This window comes from Rosistilla ulvae (assembly GCF_007741475.1).
Taxonomy (GTDB): Bacteria; Planctomycetota; Planctomycetia; order Pirellulales; family Pirellulaceae; genus Rosistilla; species Rosistilla ulvae.
In genome coordinates, this window is record NZ_CP036261.1 from 6,574,939 (window position 1) to 6,596,015 (window position 21,077).

The window sequence follows — 21,077 nt, forward strand, 5'->3', positions numbered from 1 at the left end:
AAAGTTCCCGCTGCAGAGAGTTTGCTGTCTGTTTCGGCAGCAATCCCGACTATCGCGGGCGAAAGGGACGACGCCATTCTTTAGCTGCCATGCTGGCGGCGATCATTTGTGGACTTTCAACCCGGGCAAAAGGATGCACTGCGATTGCTCAATGGTAACACGATCAAGAACCGGAGTTTTGGCATTCGATTGGCTTCGGAAGAAGGCCGCCTACATCAACTTGCTGTAGGGATGCCTTGCTTGGTTTGCCGTCAGAGACGCTGGAGAATGCAGTCCGAGCGTGGGTGACGGAGTACCTTACAGCTGTTTCTGGCGAACTTCGTCCCGTCGCACTCGATATCAAGACGCTCTGTGGAACCTTGCAGCCTCACGGGCAAAGCATCCACTTTCAGTCGATTCAATACGGCCACTGGCGGCGTGCTCGCTCAAGCGCGCATGCAAGGCCAAACCAATGAACATAAAGCGGCGATGCGGTTGTTGCGACGCATTGCCTTGGAAGGCCGGCTGGTGACCGGCGACGCGATGTTTTGCCATCGGGATATCTGAAGACAGATTACGGACTCTGGTGGCGATTATCTGATCGCAGTGAAAGACAATCAACCAGAACTGCAGGAGACGCTCGAGTCGGAATTCAGGTCCGGCCGCCCCCCCCTGGAGCGAGGCGTTCGGCAACAGCAGCTTGAGGTTCATCGCACCGTGGACAAAGGGCATGGTCGCGCGGAAATCCGCGTAATCGAAACCAGCAACCGTCTTGTGGGCTCGGTCGATTAGCCCGGCGTTGCGCAAGCGATTCGCCTCACGCGGACTCGCATTCTCGGTGGCGGACGCAATCGGAGTCAGGAACGATTTCCGGGCAGGTCGATACCCACCCTCCGCGTCCAGCAGGCGATACTGGCACCACCAGAAAACATGTTCCGGCCCCGTTTTGTGCACGCTGCCTCCGTTCTCATGGATTGGCAGGATGAAGGGGCAGAATAATCATCCTGCCGTGATTAAGAGTCGGCTGCCGCGCTGGAGCTATAACGCCGGAAAAAACGCATTCTTCTCCCCAGGACGTTGCTCTGGGCTGAAGCAGAGCCCCCCTCTTTGGGACGCAGGGGGCTGTGGCGTTGAGATCCGATGGGATTTACCAGCGGGCGCACGAAAAAAGCCCTTGAGCGACCAGGTTGTTCCTAGACTCAAGGGCTTTTTGCTTTGCAGTAGCGGCAGAGGGACTCGAACCCCCGACACGCGGATTATGATTCCGCTGCTCTAACCGGCTGAGCTATGCCGCCAAGTTGTTTCAAGGCAATGGTTTACATCCAATCGACCGGCAACGCAAGCGGGGCCTGCCGATGTGGATAACTCCCAAAACCTCGCAGATTGTATATCGCCATTTCCGATTGGGAAAGCCACCTCAATGAGCAAAAAATTACCGATCCGGTTCGCTGCTCCCCTGACGCAACAGGTTGAAATATTGCTCGGTATGCTCTCGCTCGGCTCGCGGAAGCGGACGATCCTCCAACGGGTCGCTCTCCTCCTGCATCGCGTTGATCACCGCACTCTTGATCTCCTCCCGCGTCACCCCTTTGCGATTGGGGCCGTTGGCAAATCCGGCGGCGATTCCGCTGCCGTTTTTCGGTTTGGTGCGGACCTGCGATTCGTAGTTCCCCGTCTCGGTCTCCTCCTCGGGACGGTCGCCTTTGCCTCCTTCCCCTTCGCCCATTCCGTCGCCGCCATCGCCTTTGCCTCCACCCTTGCCGGGAAACTGCCCCGATCCCTGGCACTGCTGGCAGCCACTGCCCTGACAGCTCTGGCACCGCATCTGCTGCTTGGCTTGCGACAATTGGTCCATCATCTCTTCCAATTGATCCATCTCGTTCTGCATCTCGCCTAGCTCTTCGGCCAGCTGTTCCAAGGACTCCGCCGCACTCGACGCGTCCCCTTTTTGCATCGCCTCTTTTGCTTGAGCTAGCCCCTCAGCCATCTGCTGCATCTGTTGCATTTGCTGGTCCATCTGTTGCATCTGCTGCAACTCCTTCTCCAGCTTCTCGGCATCCTCGCTGCGGCCTTCCTGCTTGGCTTGGTCGATTTTCTTTTGCAGATCCTGCTTCGCCTGTTCGTGCTTTTCGACAGCCTTCTCGATCGCTTCCTGCATCTTGGCGATCTGATTCTCCAGCTGCTTCTGTTCGGCTTTGGTCATCGTGCCATCGTTGAGCTTCTTGACCAGTTTCTTGATCTCGTCTTCCGCTTTCCCCAGTTCCCCGCGCTGCATCGCCGACGCCAATTTGTCAGCCGGGCCGCGCTGCATATCCTTTAAACCGGCCAACTGCTTCCGCATCTCCTCCTTCGAACCCATCTGATCGCGGCGCTCTTGCAGCTGCTTCTTGATATCGTTGAGAGCGACCATCGCCTGCTTCTGATCCATGTCCTTGCGCTGCCCCAGTTGATCCAAATCGGCTTCGATCTTCTTGAACAGATCGCCGGCATCTTTGAGTCCCTGGGCTTCGGCGCGTTTGCGTCGGATCGCGAGCTTTTTCTTCAGCTCTTCCGCGGCGGTTTTGATCTGCTGTTGCGATGCGGTGTCGACACTCGCTTGAGCTTGGTTGTCCTGCGTCGCATCGGGAATGAACAGCAACACGGCCATCACAGCACAGGGAGCCAGTGGTAGCAGCGCGATCCGTTGCACGCGGTGGCGAAATTGCTCCGACACGTCCAACTTCTCCGCTCGGCGAGCCGCATCGGCCAAGAGCGCCTTGCCGATCTCTGAATCGAGTTCAGCTTCGCTCATCGACAGCGAACTACTGATCCGCTCCTTGAGCCCAAACTGTTGATCGATCGCGATCGCTGCGTCGTTCATGCTCGGCGCAGTCCACCGCGTCACCACGCCGGCGATCACCACCGCTGCGGCAACCGCGGCAGCCAACCACGACAGTCGCCAGGTATCCAAGTCGAACGACAGTGCCCACAGCTTCGGCACCGCCAGGGCCAACAGAGCGATACACAAGGCGGCAAAGAGCGACCAGCAGAAAATGCTTGCAAACTTTTGCAGCATCAACCGTCGGCGGACGCGAGCAACTTGATGGCGAACGTGGTCCATGATCGGATTCCTAGGATAAGCAGCGTTTCCGGCGGCCTACGCAACGACTCGACCACCGACGGATCGCAGCGGCGGGAAAGAGCCGCGGCGAACACATACCGAATTCTAGCAGTTGTGGAGAGATCTCGGTGAGGAAATTTTGAGTCGCCCAAACGCGGCTCAATCGGCCCTCGTCGTTTAACCGCGTGGGCAACGCCCCGCGCGTCCGTGCGAGCCAGAAGCGAACCCCAATTCACCCCCAGGACGCGCGGCCCGATGGGCACGCGGTTAAACGAAGAATCCCGGCGACGCCCCCCGTCGTTTAACCGCGTGGGCAACGCCCCGCGCGTCCATGCGAGACAGAACCGCCGCCAGAAGACATGTCGCAGCAGGACGCGCGGCCCGATGGGCACGCGGTTAAACGAAGAATCCCGCGACAGCCAACTCCCATCGTTTAACCGCGTGGGCAACGCCCCGCGCGTCCATGCAAGCCAGAACCGCAACCCAAAGCAGGCGTCGCACCGAAGCCCCGCGGCCAGAAGACATGTCGCACCGAGACGCGCGGCCCGATGGGCACGCGGTTAAACGAAAGCGTCCCGGCGACGATCCCCATCGTTTAACCGCGTGGGCAACGCCCCGCGCGTCCATGCAAGACAAAACCGCGGCGGGGCTTGAGCGGGCTTCTAAACTAAAAAACTTCCAACAACTGATCGTCGGCATCGAAGCGGATCGGTTCGGGCGGATGGACGATCTGCAAGTTCGGCCGATCGGCGACTTGGTCCCAGTAGGCTTCGGAGCACATCACCTCGGAGATCTCCAGCGTGTTGGGAGCCCACATCCAGCGAACGTCCGCCGGCGCGACCAGTCCCGCTTGCGTGATCGCCGCCGCCAAGACTTCGCGATCGGTTGCGAAATGGATCGGTACCATCGCCGCGGTCACGTGGCCGCCGGTCAGGCAATTGATTCGCGTCGCGACGGGATCCATCTGATCGACGAGTCGCTGATGGCAATATTCGGCGATCCCGACGCCGGTCGCATTCCCGGCCGTCGCTGCGGTGAGGCCGCGGGCGTAGATCTGATGGATCTTGGGAAACTCGTCCTCGCGAGCGACGTGGTCGTTGTATTTGCGGCCGACGATGTTCGTGTCCATCCCGGCACCACTGATGTCCTTGCCGATCTTGTCGACGATCAATAGATCGGCGCGATCGAAGGGGAGGGCGGGCATCATCGCGCGGGCTCGCAGCAGCAGTTTCCGTTCATGCGATTCAAACTGTTGTGGCTCGACCGCTTGGATCGCTGCGGTCTCGTCGTACCCGTTCTCCAGGATTGCGACCCCAAGTGCGATCGGGCAACGATTCAAAACCTCACCGGCTACGCTGCGAATGATCTGGCCGAAGCTGAAGTTCTGGATCGCTTGATGGTAGACCACCGCGCCGTTGCGTTTGCCCAAACCGATCAACAGCATCTTCATCAGCCCGCTCTCGATCTCGCCGACAAATCGCGTGTGCGGCTTGATCCGATTGCAGACGATCACATGATCGGCGGTCGAAGCGTGTCGGTCGAAGTGGACGTCAAAACCCTCTTTCGCCTGAGCGACGACGATCGTCTCCATGCTGCTGCGGATCTCGCAGCCCATCGCCGCGTCGGTCACGCCGTATCGTCCCAACAGGGCCGCCTGCCCTTCGGCGGTCCCGCCACCGTGGCTGCCCATCGCGGGAACGATAAAGGGGACGCCGCCCAAGGATTTGACGTAGTCGACGATTGCTCGAACGATCTCGGCGATGTTGGCGATCCCACGACTGCCAACCGAAATCGCAACGCTCTGCCCCGGACGAATCTTCGCCGCCAGCGACGATCCACTCAATTGGTTCGCCACCGCAGACGAGATCGAAGCAACGCGCGTGTCGTCAAACGTTTGACGAACGCGGAACATGCGAGGGAATTCAGACATCGTTCGCCAAACAGCCTTTCGTTGATGGAGATTCAATCGTGGTGCCGACGACAGCAGATTCGTTCGGCGCGATCCCGCTTTAGGATAAAGCGCATTCTCCCATCATCCGAGGATCTCCTCAACGGTCCCTGCGTGGCTCACCGCAAACCTGATGCCGCACTGCGTTCACCTTGGTCCCACATGGCCCAGCAACGCACCATTCCACTTGTCGAGCCCTAATCGGCCGGCTTCAAACAACAGCTCCAACAACTGCGTTTCCTCGTCGTCATCATCGTCCAAATTCGAGTGATCGAAGAAAAACGCATCAACCTCCTGGGACTCGAGCGGATTTGCCAGATCACGCTCCGGCAAAGCGAACGAATCACCTATCAAGGATTGCTGGTGGTCCACAGTCCACGCTGGCTCCACCAATCCTTGGGATGCAACGAGCGGTGCCCAAGGGTTCAAGGCTGCTGCGGCAAGACTTTCGCTCTCGCCCACTTCCCCAAAGTTCCTGCGGTTCAGTGCATTGAGGACACGGAGCGCGTCGAGGGGCGTGCTGTTTCCATCGCCGGTGACATCATAGTATCGATGATCCGTTCCTCCTTCGGGCTGCGGCAGCTTCACGTCGCCCATGCCACTGATCCGATTCAAACGATTGATGATTTGTAGTGCATCCAGCGGCGTAACGAGGCCATCGTGATTGACATCCCAAACCAACACCGGATTGCTCCAAGGTGTCGACGTTTGGACGTTCAGCAAGCGGACGCCGTGCTGAACTTGATGCACCAACCCGCCATCGACAAGCACGGGAGGTTGGACGGTCCATTCGCCCGAAAATTCGAACTCGGTCCCTGTTTCAAAGGTTAGATCGTCCGGTAATCCGGCCAATGCGTCCCCGTCCAGACGAATCGGGAATTGCCCGGTCGAACCGATCGAGAGGCGTTGTTGGTTGCCCGCCGCGTCGATCGAATCGCTGAAGAACAGATGTTCTTCGTTCAATTCGCTGGAAAATTCGGTCGCCGGCGACTCGGGTTCCAATTGAGCGACGAGTCGCAGGGGGGAGTTCTCCGAGGCCGCGTACACTTGAAACTCTGAAATCGGTGACGACGTCCCTTGCGATGGATCCGATTCGACCGACAACAGATAACGTCGCGCCGTCGATTCCAACGGTGTCGACACGACACGCGTCGTTGGGGGCGTCGTGTCGACCATCCAACGTTCGCTGTACGTTCCGGTGCCAGCCAAGCCGTCAGTGGATCGTACGCCGCTGAGATCGATACTCAACCGATACGCCCCTTCGTCGGCGGTCGCGCTGCGAAGCCCCGAAATCGTCAAGATGAAGGCGTCGGCCGATGCGTCGATCGTCAGCCCCGCGGGCAGCGGAACCGCAGTATCGTCGCGCCACAGCGTCAGCACGTCGCGGGTGAGTGTTTCGGGCCGAATCGGTTTCGCAAACGTGACCGAAAACGCGTCGATCGCCGTCGCGCGAATGGTGGGTTTGAATCCCGAAGTCTCGACGACGGTCGGAGGCAAAAGGTTGGTAAATGCGTCGGGCAACGGAAAATCTGTCGTGTTGCCAGCGTTATCGATCAGCCGTCCCGATAGTTCGTTGCGGCCTTCGGAGGGAAGCCGCAGCGGAATCGAGAACTGTCGATCGTTTAGCGTCCCACGGAACAGTTCGTCTCCCGTGTATTCGTTTTCGATAACCAAGGTCAGGCCGTTTTCGTCGACGGTGCCGCTGAAGACCGCATTGGCCGCCGACGTCGAGGTCCCGTCGGTCGCCGGTTCCACGGCAAGCGCCATGTCGGTGGGAACCGTGGGCGAAACGAGATCGATCGTCCAAGTCGTCGACAAAGAGCCCGAGCCGCTGTTTCCGGCAAGATCTTGGATTTCGGAGCCATGGATTGTGAACGTGAAGTCAGCGATCTGCGGGTCGGCGATAAAGCCTTGGACCCAGTTGATGCCAGCGATCCGGTAGACGTTGTCGCCGCGGTCCTCGATGGTCACTCGGCTGTCCCCCGCGATCAAGTTCTCCGCCGCGCCGTCGCGGACCAACCGGAGATCGTCGACGCCGAGGCTGGTCAGATCGACTGGCTCAGAGAATTGCACGTCGATCCGTTGGACTACGATGTTGCGTGGATTGGTCGGCGGGGCGAAAAGGTCGGTAATTTGGGGTGCGGTGGTGTCGAGCGTCCAGATTTTGGATGTTGAACCAAAACCGAAGAGACCATCGAGATCGATCAACCGCGCTGCATCGATGCTCACCTGATAGTCGCCGTCGGTTGCGGTCAACGCGTTGAGACCAGAGACCTCGTAGAGCCCCTCGCTAACCAGGTGGAACGAAGCCGACGAGAGATCGATCGGATTGCCATCGCGTTGGATCGAGAGAGCCGTTTGCAGCGACGCAAGCTGAACCGATTCGGTGACCTGGATCTGGAAGCTGTCGACTGCCGTCGTCGCAATCGCCGATGGAAGGCCGGAGACTTCGATCACCGCTGGTGCCGCTTCCCCTTTGACCCACGTCAGCGAAGCGACTCCCTGGGCTGGGTTTTGCGAAAGATCGCGGACCGACGCCAGCTCGATATGCAGTTCGTAGACGGCGTCGTCGGCGGTCAGGGCACCGAGTCCGGAGAGCCGGAGCGTCGGATTCAAATTCGCCGAGATCGCGAGCGTCGGCGTGTCCAACGGAACGCCGTTTTTCAACAGCGTGATCGCGTCGCGCAGGAGCGTTGCCGGATCGATTGGTTCGTCGAAATGCACGTCGATGACATCGATCGCACGATCGGTTGGATTCGGACTGACACCGCTAAACCGTTCAACAACCGGTCCCTGTCGATCGCCGTTGGAATAGACGAACTGGTATTCGCCGGTGCTGTCAAAATCGAGCAGATGGACGACGTTTTCGTATACCGGTCGTTTTCCAAGACCGATGAAGGTGCGGTCGGTCTGCCAGAAATTTTCCGACGCCAACAGACTGCCGTCGGAACGTCGAATCCCGATCAACTCATGATTACCGTCACTGGGGTCTTGCAATCGCAAGTATCCCCAACCGTCGGGCATCGTCGCCGAGACATCGACGACCAGGCTCCAGGGCGATGCGTTCGGATCGAACTGAGCATCGCTACCGAGCTGCACTTCCTGGACGCTACCATCGGACAGATAGAGCGTATCGGGAAGGTCTTGCACGTCGGGAATATCGTTGACCAGGAAGTCGGACAGCCGGTCGTCGACTCCCGAAGCGGTAGCCTGCACCGGGCGGATCAATTCGTGAATCTCGACGCTCTTGACCAGACTTAAATCAGGGCGACCAAAGTCGGAGATGTGTTCGAAGCTCGCTTCGTATTCGGTAAACAATCCCTGCAACGAGGCTTCTAGTTGCCACTGGGCGATCGCCAGTTCTCCGCCAGCGAGATCGCCGATCTCCGCAGTCAGCGTCCGTTGGGCAGGTTCACCGTTGACGCTGGTGCCGACGATTTCGAAATCGATCAGCAGGCCTTTTTCATTTTCGATGATCTTCGGCTGGGCCGATTCGATCCGCAGGTCGCGTGCAATTCCGACGCCATGATTGCGAACTTGCGCCCCCAGGGTAAAAATCTCCGCTGGTTCGACCGCATCGGTGAACGGGTCATCGCTGACAACATCGCGCTGTAAAAAGTAATCCAACACCAACTCGGGTTGGGGCAAGACGGTGATCGCTGTCGGCAGCAGCGTTTCTTTAACGGTCAAACCAAATTGGTCATATTGGAAACTTCCAGCGACAAAATATTCCGTTGCGCCAAGCGGTGCTGCTTCGGTCGAAGGGACGATCAACCAGGTCGTTGTACCATCGCCTCCAATCCCGATCGTGGCCGAACCGCCGTTTATATCGAAGCCTTCCGAAGCAATCACCTGCACACCAAACAATTCCGAAACATCGTTGCCCGTGCGATCCAGAACCACGACTTCCGCAATCACAGCATTCAGCGGAGAAGTAGTCTGATTGGCAATGCCTAGCGTCGCCTGGAATCCCTGGCGTGTCTGCACCACGTCCTGGGTGATCTGCAGTCGAACGGCAGCGCAAACGCCATCGTCAGAATGCCCGTTCATCGCATTCAGCAGCTCGAGCACGGTATCGTCGATCGCCGAGTCCAACGCCGCCATCGACTGCTCACCAAACTCGCTGTAAGCCGTCTCCGCTTCCTGCATCAGGCCCCCCCAATGCTTCAGATCGATAAAGTCGCCATTGGCGCCCTCAGGCAGATCCTCTGTCGTAAAGACCCCCGCGTCCCAATAGTCGATGCTGCGATTAATACGGTCGACAAAACGATCCACCTCTTCATCACTGACGGCATCGGGCCGATGGGCGTGATCGATTAAAAGTTGGCGATCGTCAGACGAGATTCGCTGAAAATTTTCGGTCGCATTCAGCGTGAGCGACTTCACATCGGCCACCCAGCTCAAGCGTTCCAACGACTGCGAGACACCGATAAACTCAGCGCTGCCATAAAGGTACTGTTCCGGCGCGGAGAAGGCTTGATAGAAATCGAGTAACTCTTGTAGCCGCGAGGCCGCCACTTGAACGGCTGGCCCCACCGCGGCCGCTTCGCCCTCGAGCGGAGTTACCGGCGCGGAAGGACCAAATCCAAACAAGCCGGCGCATTTCGTAAGCAGCGGATAGAGGCTGTCATAAGCATCCCAAGCGGTCAACACGCCACGGGCCGCCATTCCCCATGGAGAGGGAAATAATGCGACAAACCCCAATGCGGTTTTAGTTAATGATTTGGCATCGTTCTTGTCAAACGAGTCGTTGCCAGCGACGGCATCGGCAACATCTTGAACCGAGTCTCCGAACCCCATCGCCATCGTTATCTCACCAGCAAACGGGATTTTGCCGATCAAATAGTCGCGTGCCTGTTCTCCGACCTCCTCCAAACATGCGTCACAAGAGGAAGGAGCTTGGGGAATCGCCGGAGGTGGACCGGAAAATACCGGATCAGGAGGCAAGCCTGGAGGCACGCCGTCGCCTGTTTTCCCTCCAAAAGACGGACCGCCTGCGCTCGGACCGCTACCAAGACCAGTGCCAACAAACGTTCCACCTCCGCCGGGCGAATGTGCCCCCCCTCCAGGAGCACAGTTTCCGTCGACGCCGATGACAGCGATCGGGACGCGTTTCCATACGCCATTGGGACCGCATTCATAACGATAGATCGTATAGCCGTCGATATGGCAATCCGCATCGGGCAAGCTTCCCGCTGACTCGCCTTCGGGTGGAGGCCCGGCAACCACGCGGCGCGTGACACGAACTGGAATCGTTGCAGTCGAACGAGCCGGCAAGATCGGAATCTCGTTGACCAGGGGGGCGATCTCGTAATACGGATGTTCATCAAAAAAGATTTCGACAGCTTCGGCCTGAATGAATCCCTCGTTGGTGTATTTCACCTCAAATGTTTGTGTATCTCCGGGATTGCTGAGTGCGGACAGGTCGATGTTTGATTCGACCACCACAACCGGGGCGGGAACGTTGGTCTCGAAGACAGCTTCAATCGTTACGCGAGTCCGGTCTTCGACCTCAACCTCTTCGACCGTCCACGTATACTCAACGAAGTTTCGGGAAATGAAGATTTGTTCGTCGGCAACATCGCCAGCCGGAATCTCCAACAACACTTCGTTGGGATCGTGGCTATCCGCACTGACCTGGACAATGTATTTGCCGCGTGGAACGTCGGAAAATCGAATCGCTCCGTCGTCGTCAACCGTCACCGTGCCCGCCGATTCCCCAGCTGCTCTGGCCGCTACTGCGGCGTTGGTTGCCACCAATGCTCTCGTGATGGCATCTCGCAATTCGATCGCGGCGTCGCGGACGGTAGGAGCCCCCTCGGCAAAGTAGAAAAGTTCGTCGACGACTGTCACACGCAACTCTCCCACGGTTTCCGCAGTCGCTCTGAAATCAAAATCAACAGCAATATCTCCCGCTTCGCTACTGGCGACGATCGAACCGCGATAGCTTCCCAGTTCCAGATCGATCGACGGTTGCAACATCAGGGTGACAGTGAGCTTATCGCCCGCGGGAAGATTCTCGATCGTTCGCCCCGAGATCACCGACATCCACGGTGCCTCTGCGGGCAGGAACAGTTCGATCGGTCCCGAGTCGGCAACGCCACGGTTCTCGATTACCAGTTCAACGCTTGTCTGTTCGCCGACAACCATACTTGTTTCCAGCGTCGATTGCTCGAACGCCAACGACGCCTGCGGGGCGATGACGTCGACGGTGATCGGGATCTCCAGCGCCGGAGCTTCGTTGGTGCTCACACGAAGTACAAATTGGCTGGCCCCCTGATCCGCGGATAGATCGGTCAGGTCGTACGTCAGGTCAAACGATCCAGACGCTGCGACGTTGGAGGCGGGAACCGATGGGGTGACCGATAATCCGCTGGCGACATCAACCGTCGTGATCGAGAGGCCTGTCAGTGGAAGATCGGCCAAATTGCGGATCGTGATCGATTGCGTTGTCGAGCTGCCAGCAGGCAAGCCAATGAAATCGAAACCGGCCGTGGGAACCAGGCCATGCAAATCAAAAGTGTCTTGCGACATCGGCGCCGACAACGCGGGATGGGATGCAGCGACGGCATACCGCCCCGCTTCGCCCGACAGCGGAGTGAAGAGGGTTTGGAAGTTGCCGTTCGCGTCGGTCCTTGCATCCAGCGTTCGCGTTGTCCCACGCACTGTGATGTGGACCACGACGTCGACCAACGCCGCTGGCGTGCCGTCAGTGTTGGCGGCGCTGCCAGCAAGTGTCACTGCGGTTCCTGCGGCGGCACTTTCGATCTCCGCAGAAACTGTGGCGGTGTACGACGGTCGGAGCAAAATGGGCGTCGGTGAAACAAACCGATTGTTGGCATCGATCCCCTCGCGAAGCGTTTGCTCGCCGTCGACTTCGACGATCACCCAGAATTCCCCTGGCGTATCGGGGAAAGTCACCGGCACGCTTCTCCCGTTGCTCGCATCGACCGACAGCGGCCCCGAGAAGCGATGTTCCGCCAACAACGTGTCATTTCCAAATTGCGGATCGGACGACAAATAGATCCGTTCGGTCCAACCGTCGGTTGCCGCCGCGATGCCCAAGTTCGCCACCGACCAATGCAGCGTCGGCCGCGATCCGGGATCGATCTCCGCCGGTATTTCCAGCGACGCGACGACGAGATCGGGCAAGTCCAAATCGGAAACGATCACGTTGACCAAGCCGGAATTGAAGCCGTCGGCCGCGGCGGTCACTTGCACGTTTTGATCGCCATCGGCGACGCTATCCTCCAATCCCTGAACAGCCACCGTGGCCGAGCGTTCTCCAGCGGCAATCGTCACTGTTGCGGGGACCGCTAGCTCGCCGCTGTCATCGGCTAGCAAGGATACCACCAACGCGCCGGAGGTATCGGTGTTGCGTGATACCGTCAACGTGGCGATACCGTTTTCGGAGATCACCCCACGGTCGATCCAAGCCGACAGGGTGGGTCCGTCGTTGTCCAACAGCGAGACATTGGCGATGACCGCGGCGTCGGCGATCGCAGCCGAGTTAAAATCGGTAACCGGCGCGGCCATCACCGCGATCGATCGCGCGGCATCGACGTCGCTGTTCTCGATTGCAAGCATCGAGAACTGTGCCGATCGCGCGCCAGCGGGGATCGTCAACGTCGGCAAAACAAACAAACCCGCCGCGTCGGAATTCAGCAAAACGTGAACCGGTTGATCGCGGACGGCGTCCAGAGTGATCGTGCCGATCGCATCGTCCCCTTCAGCCATCGTCGACGGGATGTCGATCTGCAGCGTTGGAACATCCGACGCGGGAACATTCAGATCAGCCCGTCCCGCGACGTAGCCGGCCGATTTGCCGTCGATCACGATCGTACCGGCCGACTCAAAGATCGAATCGTCCGTTACGGTGGCCGTCACATCGACGCTCGTTTGCCCCGCAGGGATCAGCACCGCCGCGGGGAAATCGATTTGATTCGATGGCGTGGCCGTGATCCGAACGACCACGTCCGATGTGCCAAGACCGTTGTGCGAGACCGTCAAGGTGGTCGAGTCCCCTTCGAGAACGTTCGTTTCCGAAAGCGTTGCGGTGATCGTCGCCCGATCGCGATCGATCACATCGAAGCTTGCCTCCGCAACATCGAAATCGGTTGCCGTTGCCGAGATCTGGACCGCTCGATCGCCATCGACGATGGCATCTTCGCTGGCCGACACATAAAACGTCACCCGGCTGCGACCGGCGGGAATGATCACTTCGCGGGGATAATCGATCTGGTTTGCAACATCGGCTTGCAAGCTTACCGACAGGGGGTGAGCGGTGGAGCCGTTGCGAACCAGCGTGATCCGAGCCTGTGCTCCCCCCTCTTCAATCTCGGTCGACGTGCTGATAAACGACAACAACGTCCGTACATCGCTGGCTGTTGTCGCGACAAAGTGGTTTGTTTCGTCCGATTCGTAGATCGAATCGGTCGCGTCGACTTCGACCACAAAATAGACGTCGCCAGCAAAACTGCCGGCGGGCAATTGAAATGTTTCGGTCCGCGTGGCGGTGGAGCTCCCCGCCGCCAAATCTTCGTCGTGAGTGAACAGCCCCAACAATTGTCGGTTCTGTCCCGAGCTGGAATCGGCGATGTAGACGCGTTCAACCCAGCCGCCCGGTGCGGGCACCGCCCCAACGTTTTCGGTCCGCCAAGCGACCGAAAACTCAGCTTCGGGATCGATCTGCGTCGGTGCAACCATCGATTCCACCGGGACAACCAGATCGGGCAGCGGCGCTGGGCCGATCTGCCAAGGCGTCGCCGACTGTGTCAGATTATTGTCGTCCAAGACGAACTCAAACAGATCGTTGCGGAAATCGGTTTGCACAAACAGATGGTACGGACCGGCCAATCGCTGAGACAACGACACCGTCAATTCAGCGTCATAGGTCTGATTGGCGGACAACGGCACATCGCGCACAAAGTTGCCGAGCACGATATCGTCGAAGTCATTGATCGTATCGTTGGCCGACAAGATCACGCGGTCGACCCAGCTTGTCGCATCGGTCGCCGCGGTGCCAAAGTTGCCGACGGTCCACGAAACGGTTACCTGTTCCCCCGCGGAAACCGGCGATGGCAAATCGATCGCCGAGACGACAAGATCGGGAACCGAGAGTTCGTCGGAAACCGTCACATCGAGCCGATATTGCCCCTTAATCCCCTCGCCACCGATCCCCACGACGACCGCATAAAAGACTCCCGAATCGGTCGCAGTGAACCGCGCCACGTCGGCCCCTGTCGGTACGGGATTCACTGAGACGACGTTCCCGTCGGCATCGCGAATCTCGATTAACGGCTCCAAAGTGCTCCAGGCCGGAGTTTGAGCGCGAGCCAAAATCGTCTCTCCCGCCTCGATCACACCGAGTTGGAAGTAGTCCTCGTCGACGTTCCCCGACTGTCCCGCCATCACGGTTCCAACCATCGAACCATAACGTGAACTGTCGTCGCCGGACAACGCGAGCAGATCGGCGTTGGAGCGGGTATCGTTGGAGTAGTTTTGATCCGTTTCGATGCTGGAGGAGCGATGCAAATTGACTCGAACATCGTACTGACCCGCCCCAGCATATCGTTGCACCATAACAAAATAGGTGCCGTCGGTGGGGACCTCCATACCACTCAAATAGCCAGTGAGATCGGGACCGCTACCGTTATAGTCGCTACCGATCGAAACCACGCGCATTCCATCTTCATGCATCTTGTACAGAAACACTGAGGGCCGGAAACCATCGCTTTGCGGCTGAACCCATACATCGACGCTGTCCCCAGTCAATGCATCAAAGCTCCACCAATCTTGATCGCTGGTTGGATCGATCGCACCAAACCCAATCTCACTGCGCAGCCAACCGGTTCCGTTGGTATCGGCTTCGAATCCCAACGGCGTCGCTTTGCCATACTCGCCATTGTCGCGGCCTTCGAAGACACCTTCTTCGGGAATTGCGTCGACGGTGAAGGTGCGAACAAAATCACCGCCAGCGGTATTGTCGAGATCGCCATCCAATGCGTTGCCCAAGACATCGGTCACGGCGTCGTCGATCGTCAGCCGATGTTGCCCATCGACTAGCGGACCATCGAGAACCGCAAAGCTAACCTCAAACGCGTCGCTGTCGTATCCGTGGCTCAAGTTGTAAAGTACATCGTCCCCAGTATCGAGCACGCCATCCTCACCCGCACCACGCAATTCGAGCGTCGCAGCGGACAGCGTTTCGGTGTCAATCGATTCACTAAAAGAAACGGTAAAAGTGCTGACCAGTTGATCGAGCACGGCCTCCTCTTCGGGCAAACGGCTGACGCCCGCAACCGTCGGCGGTACCAAGTCGCCGATCTCGACAGAAAGCAAATACTGCGACAGCATCCCGCCACCGGAAACCGTCGGCGCCCCCGGCTCGGCTGGCACTTCGACGATCCCATAGAGACTCCGCGACTCGTAGGTCGTGTACCAACTGACATTGGATGAAAATGCGGCATGATTATAGGAGTTTGGATACCCCGGGCCCCAGATTGTGAAATCAACGTCCGAACCGTCGCTCCACTGGAACGTTCCCTCACTGGCGACGTCGTTTAAACCGATCCATCTGTTTCCGCCAAAGGTATGATAAAGCAGTCGGGTTTGTTCAGCGTTATCGATCGACGCCAAGTGGCCTCCGGCTGCCACAGCCGCCGCTTCCGCATCATTCCAGCCCGAAGCTTGATCGGTAAGCGTAAAACGGCTGCCATCAATCACGGCGGTGTTGGCCCAAACACGTGCGTAATAGGTACCGTCGCTGGCAAGCGTCCCGTGAAAGATCGCATCGCTGGTATCATCGTCCGGAATAACGGTGCCATCCGCTGAAACAATTTCCACCGACGGTTCCAGGATCGACCACTCGGGCAACGACGAAGCATCGACGGTGAGAGTCGTACCGGCATTGAGATGACCTAGCTGGTAGTAGTCGACGTCTCCCTGCTCGGTGATCGTTCCCACGATGCTGGCAGATCTTACGGTGCCGGTTTCGTCAAATGTCAATGCGTTGGCACCACCAATAGAACGATTACCATTGTTTTCGTCACGTTCTATTTGGTGACCACGATTGACGTTGATGCGAACCTCATATTGGCTTCCAACGTGATAAATATTGGTTTGCATGCGAACGTAGTACGTGCCGTCAGCAGGCAACAGCACGTCCGCGATGTATGCCGTGTTCCCCGGACCACTAGGAGCGTAGTCGCTGTCGAGTGCGACCAAGCCTGAGCCGTCTTCACGCATCTGGTACAAGGTGAGATAGGGCAAGAAAACACTTCCTTGCGGCTGAACCCATACATCGACGCTGTCGCCAGCCAATGCATCGAAGCTCCACCAATCTTGATCGCCGCGCGGATCGATCACACCAAACCCAATCTCGCTGCGCAGCCAACCGGTTCCATTCGTATCGGCTTCCAGCGACAGCGGCGTCGCCTTGCCGTATTCGCCATTGTCGCGGCCTTCGAAGACACCTCCTTCGGGAACTGCGTCGACGGTGAAGCTGAGAACAAAATCACCGCCGGTGGTACTGTCACCGTCGCCATCCAACGCGTTGCCCAAGGCATCGGTCACGTCGTCACCGATAGTGAAGCGGTGCAAGCCTTCCAATATCGGACCATCGTGGACCGTGAAACTAACCTCAAACGCGTCGCTGTCGTATCCGTGGCTCAAGTTGTATAGTACATCGTCCCCAGTATCGAGCACGCCATCCTCACCCGCACCACGCAATTCGAGCGGCGCAGCGGACAGCGTTTCGGTGTCAATCGATTCACTAAAAGAAACGGTAAAAGTGCTGACCAGTTGATCGAGCACGCCCTCCTCTTCGGGCAAACGGCTGACGCTCGCAACCGTCGGCGGAACCAAGTCGCCGATCTCGACAGAAAGCAAATACTGCGACAGCATCCCGCCACCGGAAACCGTTGGCGCCCCCGGCTCCGCTGGCACTTCAATGATCCCCTGAAGGCTGCGAGACTCGTAGGTCGTGTACCAACTGACATTGGATGAAAATGCGGCATGATCATAGGAGTTTGGATACCCCGGGCCCCAGATTGTGAAATCAACGTCCGAACCGTCGCTCCACTGGAACGTTCCCTCACTGGCGACGTCGTTTAAACCGATCCACTTGTTTCCACCAAAGGTATCGTAAAGCAAGCGAGTTTGCGCAGCGTTATCGATCGACGCCAAGTGCCCTCCGGAAGCAACAGCAGCCGCTTCCGCATCATTCCAGCCCGAAGCTTGATCGGTAAGCGTAAAACGGCTGCCATCGATCACGGCGGTGTTGGCCCAAACGCGTGCATAGTAGGTGCCGTCGTTGACAAGCGCCCCGTGAAAGATCGCATCGCTGGCATCATCGTCCGGAACAACCGTACCGTCCGCGGAAACAACTTCCACCGTCGCTTCGAGGATCGACCAATCAGGCAATAACGAAGCATCGACCGTGAGCGTCGTACCGGCATTAAGATGACCTAGCTGGTAGTAGTCGACGTCTCCCTGCTCCGTGATCGTTCCCGCAATATCGACCGAACGCACGGAACTATCCTCAGAAAACACCAGAGGGTCGGCGCCGCCAATCGATCGATTGGCATCGCCGACATCGGTTTCGATTGCATGGCTGCGATTCACATTCACCCGGACATCGTACTGACCCGCCCCAGCATATCGCTGCACCATAACAAAATAGGTGCCGTCGGTGGGGACCTCGATGCCACTCAAATAGCCAGTGAGATTGGGACCGCTACCGTAATAATCGCTACCGATCGAAACCACGCGAGTTCCATCTTCATGCATCTGGTACAGAAACACTGAGGGGCGGAAACCATCGCTTTGCGGTTGAACCCAAACATCGACGCTGTCCCCAGCCGACGCATCGAAGCTCCACCAATCTTCGTCGCTGCTTGGATCGATCGCACCAAACCCGATCTCGCTGCGCAGCCAACCGGTTCCATTCGTATCGGCTTCCAGCGACAGCGGCGTCGCCTTGCCGTATTCGCCATTGTCGCGGCCTTCGAAGACACCTCCTTCGGGAACTGCGTCGACGGTGAAGCTGAGAACAAAATCACCGCCGGTGGTACTGTCACCGTCGCCATCCAACGCGTTGCCCAAGGCATCGGTCACGTCGTCACCGATAGTGAAGCGGTGCAAGCCTTCCAATATCGGACCATCGTGGACCGTGAAACTAACCTCAAACGCGTCGCTGTCGTATCCGTGGCTCAAGTTGTATAGTACATCGTCCCCAGTATCGAGCACGCCATCCTCACCCGCACCACGCAATTCGAGCGGCGCAGCGGACAGCGTTTCGGTGTCAATCGATTCACTAAAAGAAACGGTAAAAGTGCTGACCAGTTGATCGAGCACGCCCTCCTCTTCGGGCAAACGGCTGACGCTCGCAACCGTCGGCGGAACCAAGTCGCCGATCTCGACAGAAAGCAAATACTGCGACAGCATCCCGCCACCGGAAACCGTTGGCGCCCCCGGCTCCGCTGGCACTTCAATGATCCCCTGAAGGCTGCGAGACTCGTAGGTCGTGTACCAACTGACATTGGATGAAAATGCGGCATGATCATAGGAGTTTGGATACCCCGGGCCCCAGATTGTGAAATCAACGTCCGAACCGTCGCTCCACTGGAACGTTCCCTCACTGGCGACGTCGTTTAAACCGATCCACTTGTTTCCACCAAAGGTATCGTAAAGCAAGCGAGTTTGCGCAGCGTTCTCGATCGACGCCAAATGACCTCCGGAAGCAACAGCAGCCGCTTCCGCATCATTCCAGCCCGAAGCTTGATCGGTAAGCGTAAAACGGCTGCCATCGATCACGGCGGTGTTGGCCCAAACACGTGCATAGTAGGTACCGTCGCTGGCAAGCGCCCCGCGAAAGATCGCATCGCTTGCATCATCGTCCAGAACAACCGTACCGTCCGCGGAAACAACTTCCACCGTCGCTTCGAGGATCGACCAATCAGGCAATAACGAAGCATCGACCGTGAGCGTCGTACCGGCATTGAGATGACCTAGCTGGTAGTAGTCGACGTCTCCCTGCTCCGTGATCGTTCCCGCAATATCGACCGAACGCACGGAACTATCCTCAGAAAACACCAGAGGGTCGGCGCCGCCAATCGATCGATTGGCATCGCCGACATCGGTTTCGATTGCATGGCTGCGATTCACATTCACCCGGACATCGTACTGACCCGCCCCAGCATATCGCTGCACCATAACAAAATAGGTGCCGTCGGTGGGGACCTCGATGCCACTCAAATAGCCAGTGAGATTGGGACCGCTACCGTAATAATCGCTACCGATCGAAACCACGCGAGTTCCATCTTCATGCATCTGGTACAGAAACACTGAGGGGCGGAAACCATCGCTTCGCGGTTGAACCCACACATCGACGCTGTCCCCAGCCGACGCATCGAAGCTCCACCAATCTTCGTCGCTGCTTGGATCGATCGCACCAAACCCAATCTCGCTGCGAAGCCAACCGGTTCCATTTGTATCGGCTTCCAGCGACAGCGGCGTCGCCTTGCCATATTCGCCATTGTCGCGGCCTTCGAAGACACCTGCTACGGGAACTGCGTCGACGATGAAGGTACGGTTGTATCCCGCGCCACTCTCCATCGCGTTGCCGACCTGGTCGGTGACCGTACTGGAGATAGCAAAACTGTAAGTGCCGTTGTCGAGTGGTCCATCGGTGATTTCAAAATCAATCCGCTTGGCAGCATCGTCGTAGTTGAAATCCAGATCGTATCGAACATCGTCCGTCGTGTTAAACTGACCATCCGCGCCCCAACTGCGAAGATCGAAGACCGTCTCCGAGAGCGAACCGACCAGCAGAGCTTCCGTGAAGTCGATCGAAAACGTGGAGAACAAGGTGTCTGAGTTTGGCTGCCCCCCAGGCAAGCGATCGAAGCTTGCGACACGCGGGGGCACGGTGTCGTTAATTGTCGCGGTGACCGCATACTGTGAATTGGGGCCCTCGCCCGATTCCGCGCTGACGCGGATGAAATACTCGGAGTCGACTAACGTGGTGCCATCGAACGACGCGTGCGAGGCATTGGTGTCGATGACCGGCGTGCCGGTGGCGTCGAGCAGTTCGACATTTGGCGACAAATCGCTCCATTCGGGGACCACCGAATCGATCGAAACCGCTTGCCCAGCGTTCATGAAACCGATCCCAAAAAGATCCTCATCCCGGTTGGTCCCATCGGTTGCGGAAATCGTGCCGGCGATCATCCCCGACAAGGTATTTCCCGCGATGGCCAATTCGATCGGATCGGCATAATAAATCGAATCGTTTCGTTGATTTGGGTCCGATTCAAACGCAAGGTTGCGGGCGATGATCGCGTCGATCTGGTAATCGCCCGACGTAGAGGCGTTGTCCCCCACGATCTCGATAAAGTAGGTACCGCTCGAATCGATCGACAGCGTCGATGTCAGGCTTGAATGCCCCGGCCCCGAATCGCGATCTTGGGCGATAACAGTGCCCGCGCTGTTGCGGACATAAATTTCTGGATCGACTCCCGACCCCAAATCGCTCACGCTGACCGAGACTCGATCGCCAGCGAACGCTGCGAAACGAAAGAAATCGGATTCCCCCGCTTGCAACTCCGCCTCGACGCTGCCACGAATCAGCGACGGAACGGCCGTGGAAACTTGTAGCGACAGCTCGTTTGCCAAATCCCGCGTGTCGTTCGGCTCGGATTCGAGATCCGCCGCTAACAGCCGCCGGTCCTCTAATTGCTGAGCCTGTAACTTCCGACGCTTGACGAGTCGTTTTGACGATCGTTTGCCATACACCTAGCTCACCTCTGCTCAATCCGGGGACGCAATACAGTCAACTGCAACGCCGACAGCATACCCACCACAATGGTGCAAAACACCATGGCCGCAAGGGGCCCACCCGGAAATTCCGTTTCTTAACATGAGCCATCAGCCGGAACGCTATCGCATCCCGCTCGCCGAGGGACCGCTCGCCAGCGTACCAAGCGGTAGAATTGCCTCGACACAGAAACAGACTTGCCCTGAAACACAGCGGAAACACAGATGCGATCC

Annotated in this window: 4 protein-coding genes and 1 tRNA gene; all 5 read right to left on the reverse strand. The window is 58.0% G+C overall.

The window, feature by feature from the left end; genetic code table 11:
• Window positions 1-339: 339 nt before the first annotated feature.
• The 5 genes from EC9_RS23435 to EC9_RS23455 all read right to left on the reverse strand — a co-directional run bounded on the left by EC9_RS23435 (window position 340) and on the right by EC9_RS23455 (window position 20,822).
• On the reverse strand, window positions 340-933 hold the full coding sequence (locus tag EC9_RS23435) for a hypothetical protein (RefSeq protein ID WP_145348460.1): 594 nt from the start codon (window positions 931-933) through the stop codon (window positions 340-342).
• 267 nt (window positions 934-1,200) lie between these two features.
• Window positions 1,201-1,274, reverse strand: a tRNA-Met gene (locus EC9_RS23440).
• A 137-nt stretch (window positions 1,275-1,411) separates the two neighbouring features.
• On the reverse strand, window positions 1,412-3,079 hold the full coding sequence (locus EC9_RS23445; protein WP_145348461.1) for a coiled-coil domain-containing protein: 1,668 nt from the start codon (window positions 3,077-3,079) through the stop codon (window positions 1,412-1,414).
• 667 nt (window positions 3,080-3,746) lie between these two features.
• Window positions 3,747-5,009, reverse strand: coding sequence for a lactate racemase domain-containing protein (locus EC9_RS23450; protein WP_145348462.1), 1,263 nt, complete (start codon window positions 5,007-5,009; stop codon window positions 3,747-3,749).
• A 165-nt stretch (window positions 5,010-5,174) separates the two neighbouring features.
• Window positions 5,175-20,822: a CARDB domain-containing protein gene (locus EC9_RS23455; RefSeq protein WP_145348463.1), complete on the reverse strand. Its 15,648-nt coding sequence runs from the start codon at window positions 20,820-20,822 to the stop codon at window positions 5,175-5,177.
• Window positions 20,823-21,077 lie beyond the last annotated feature (255 nt).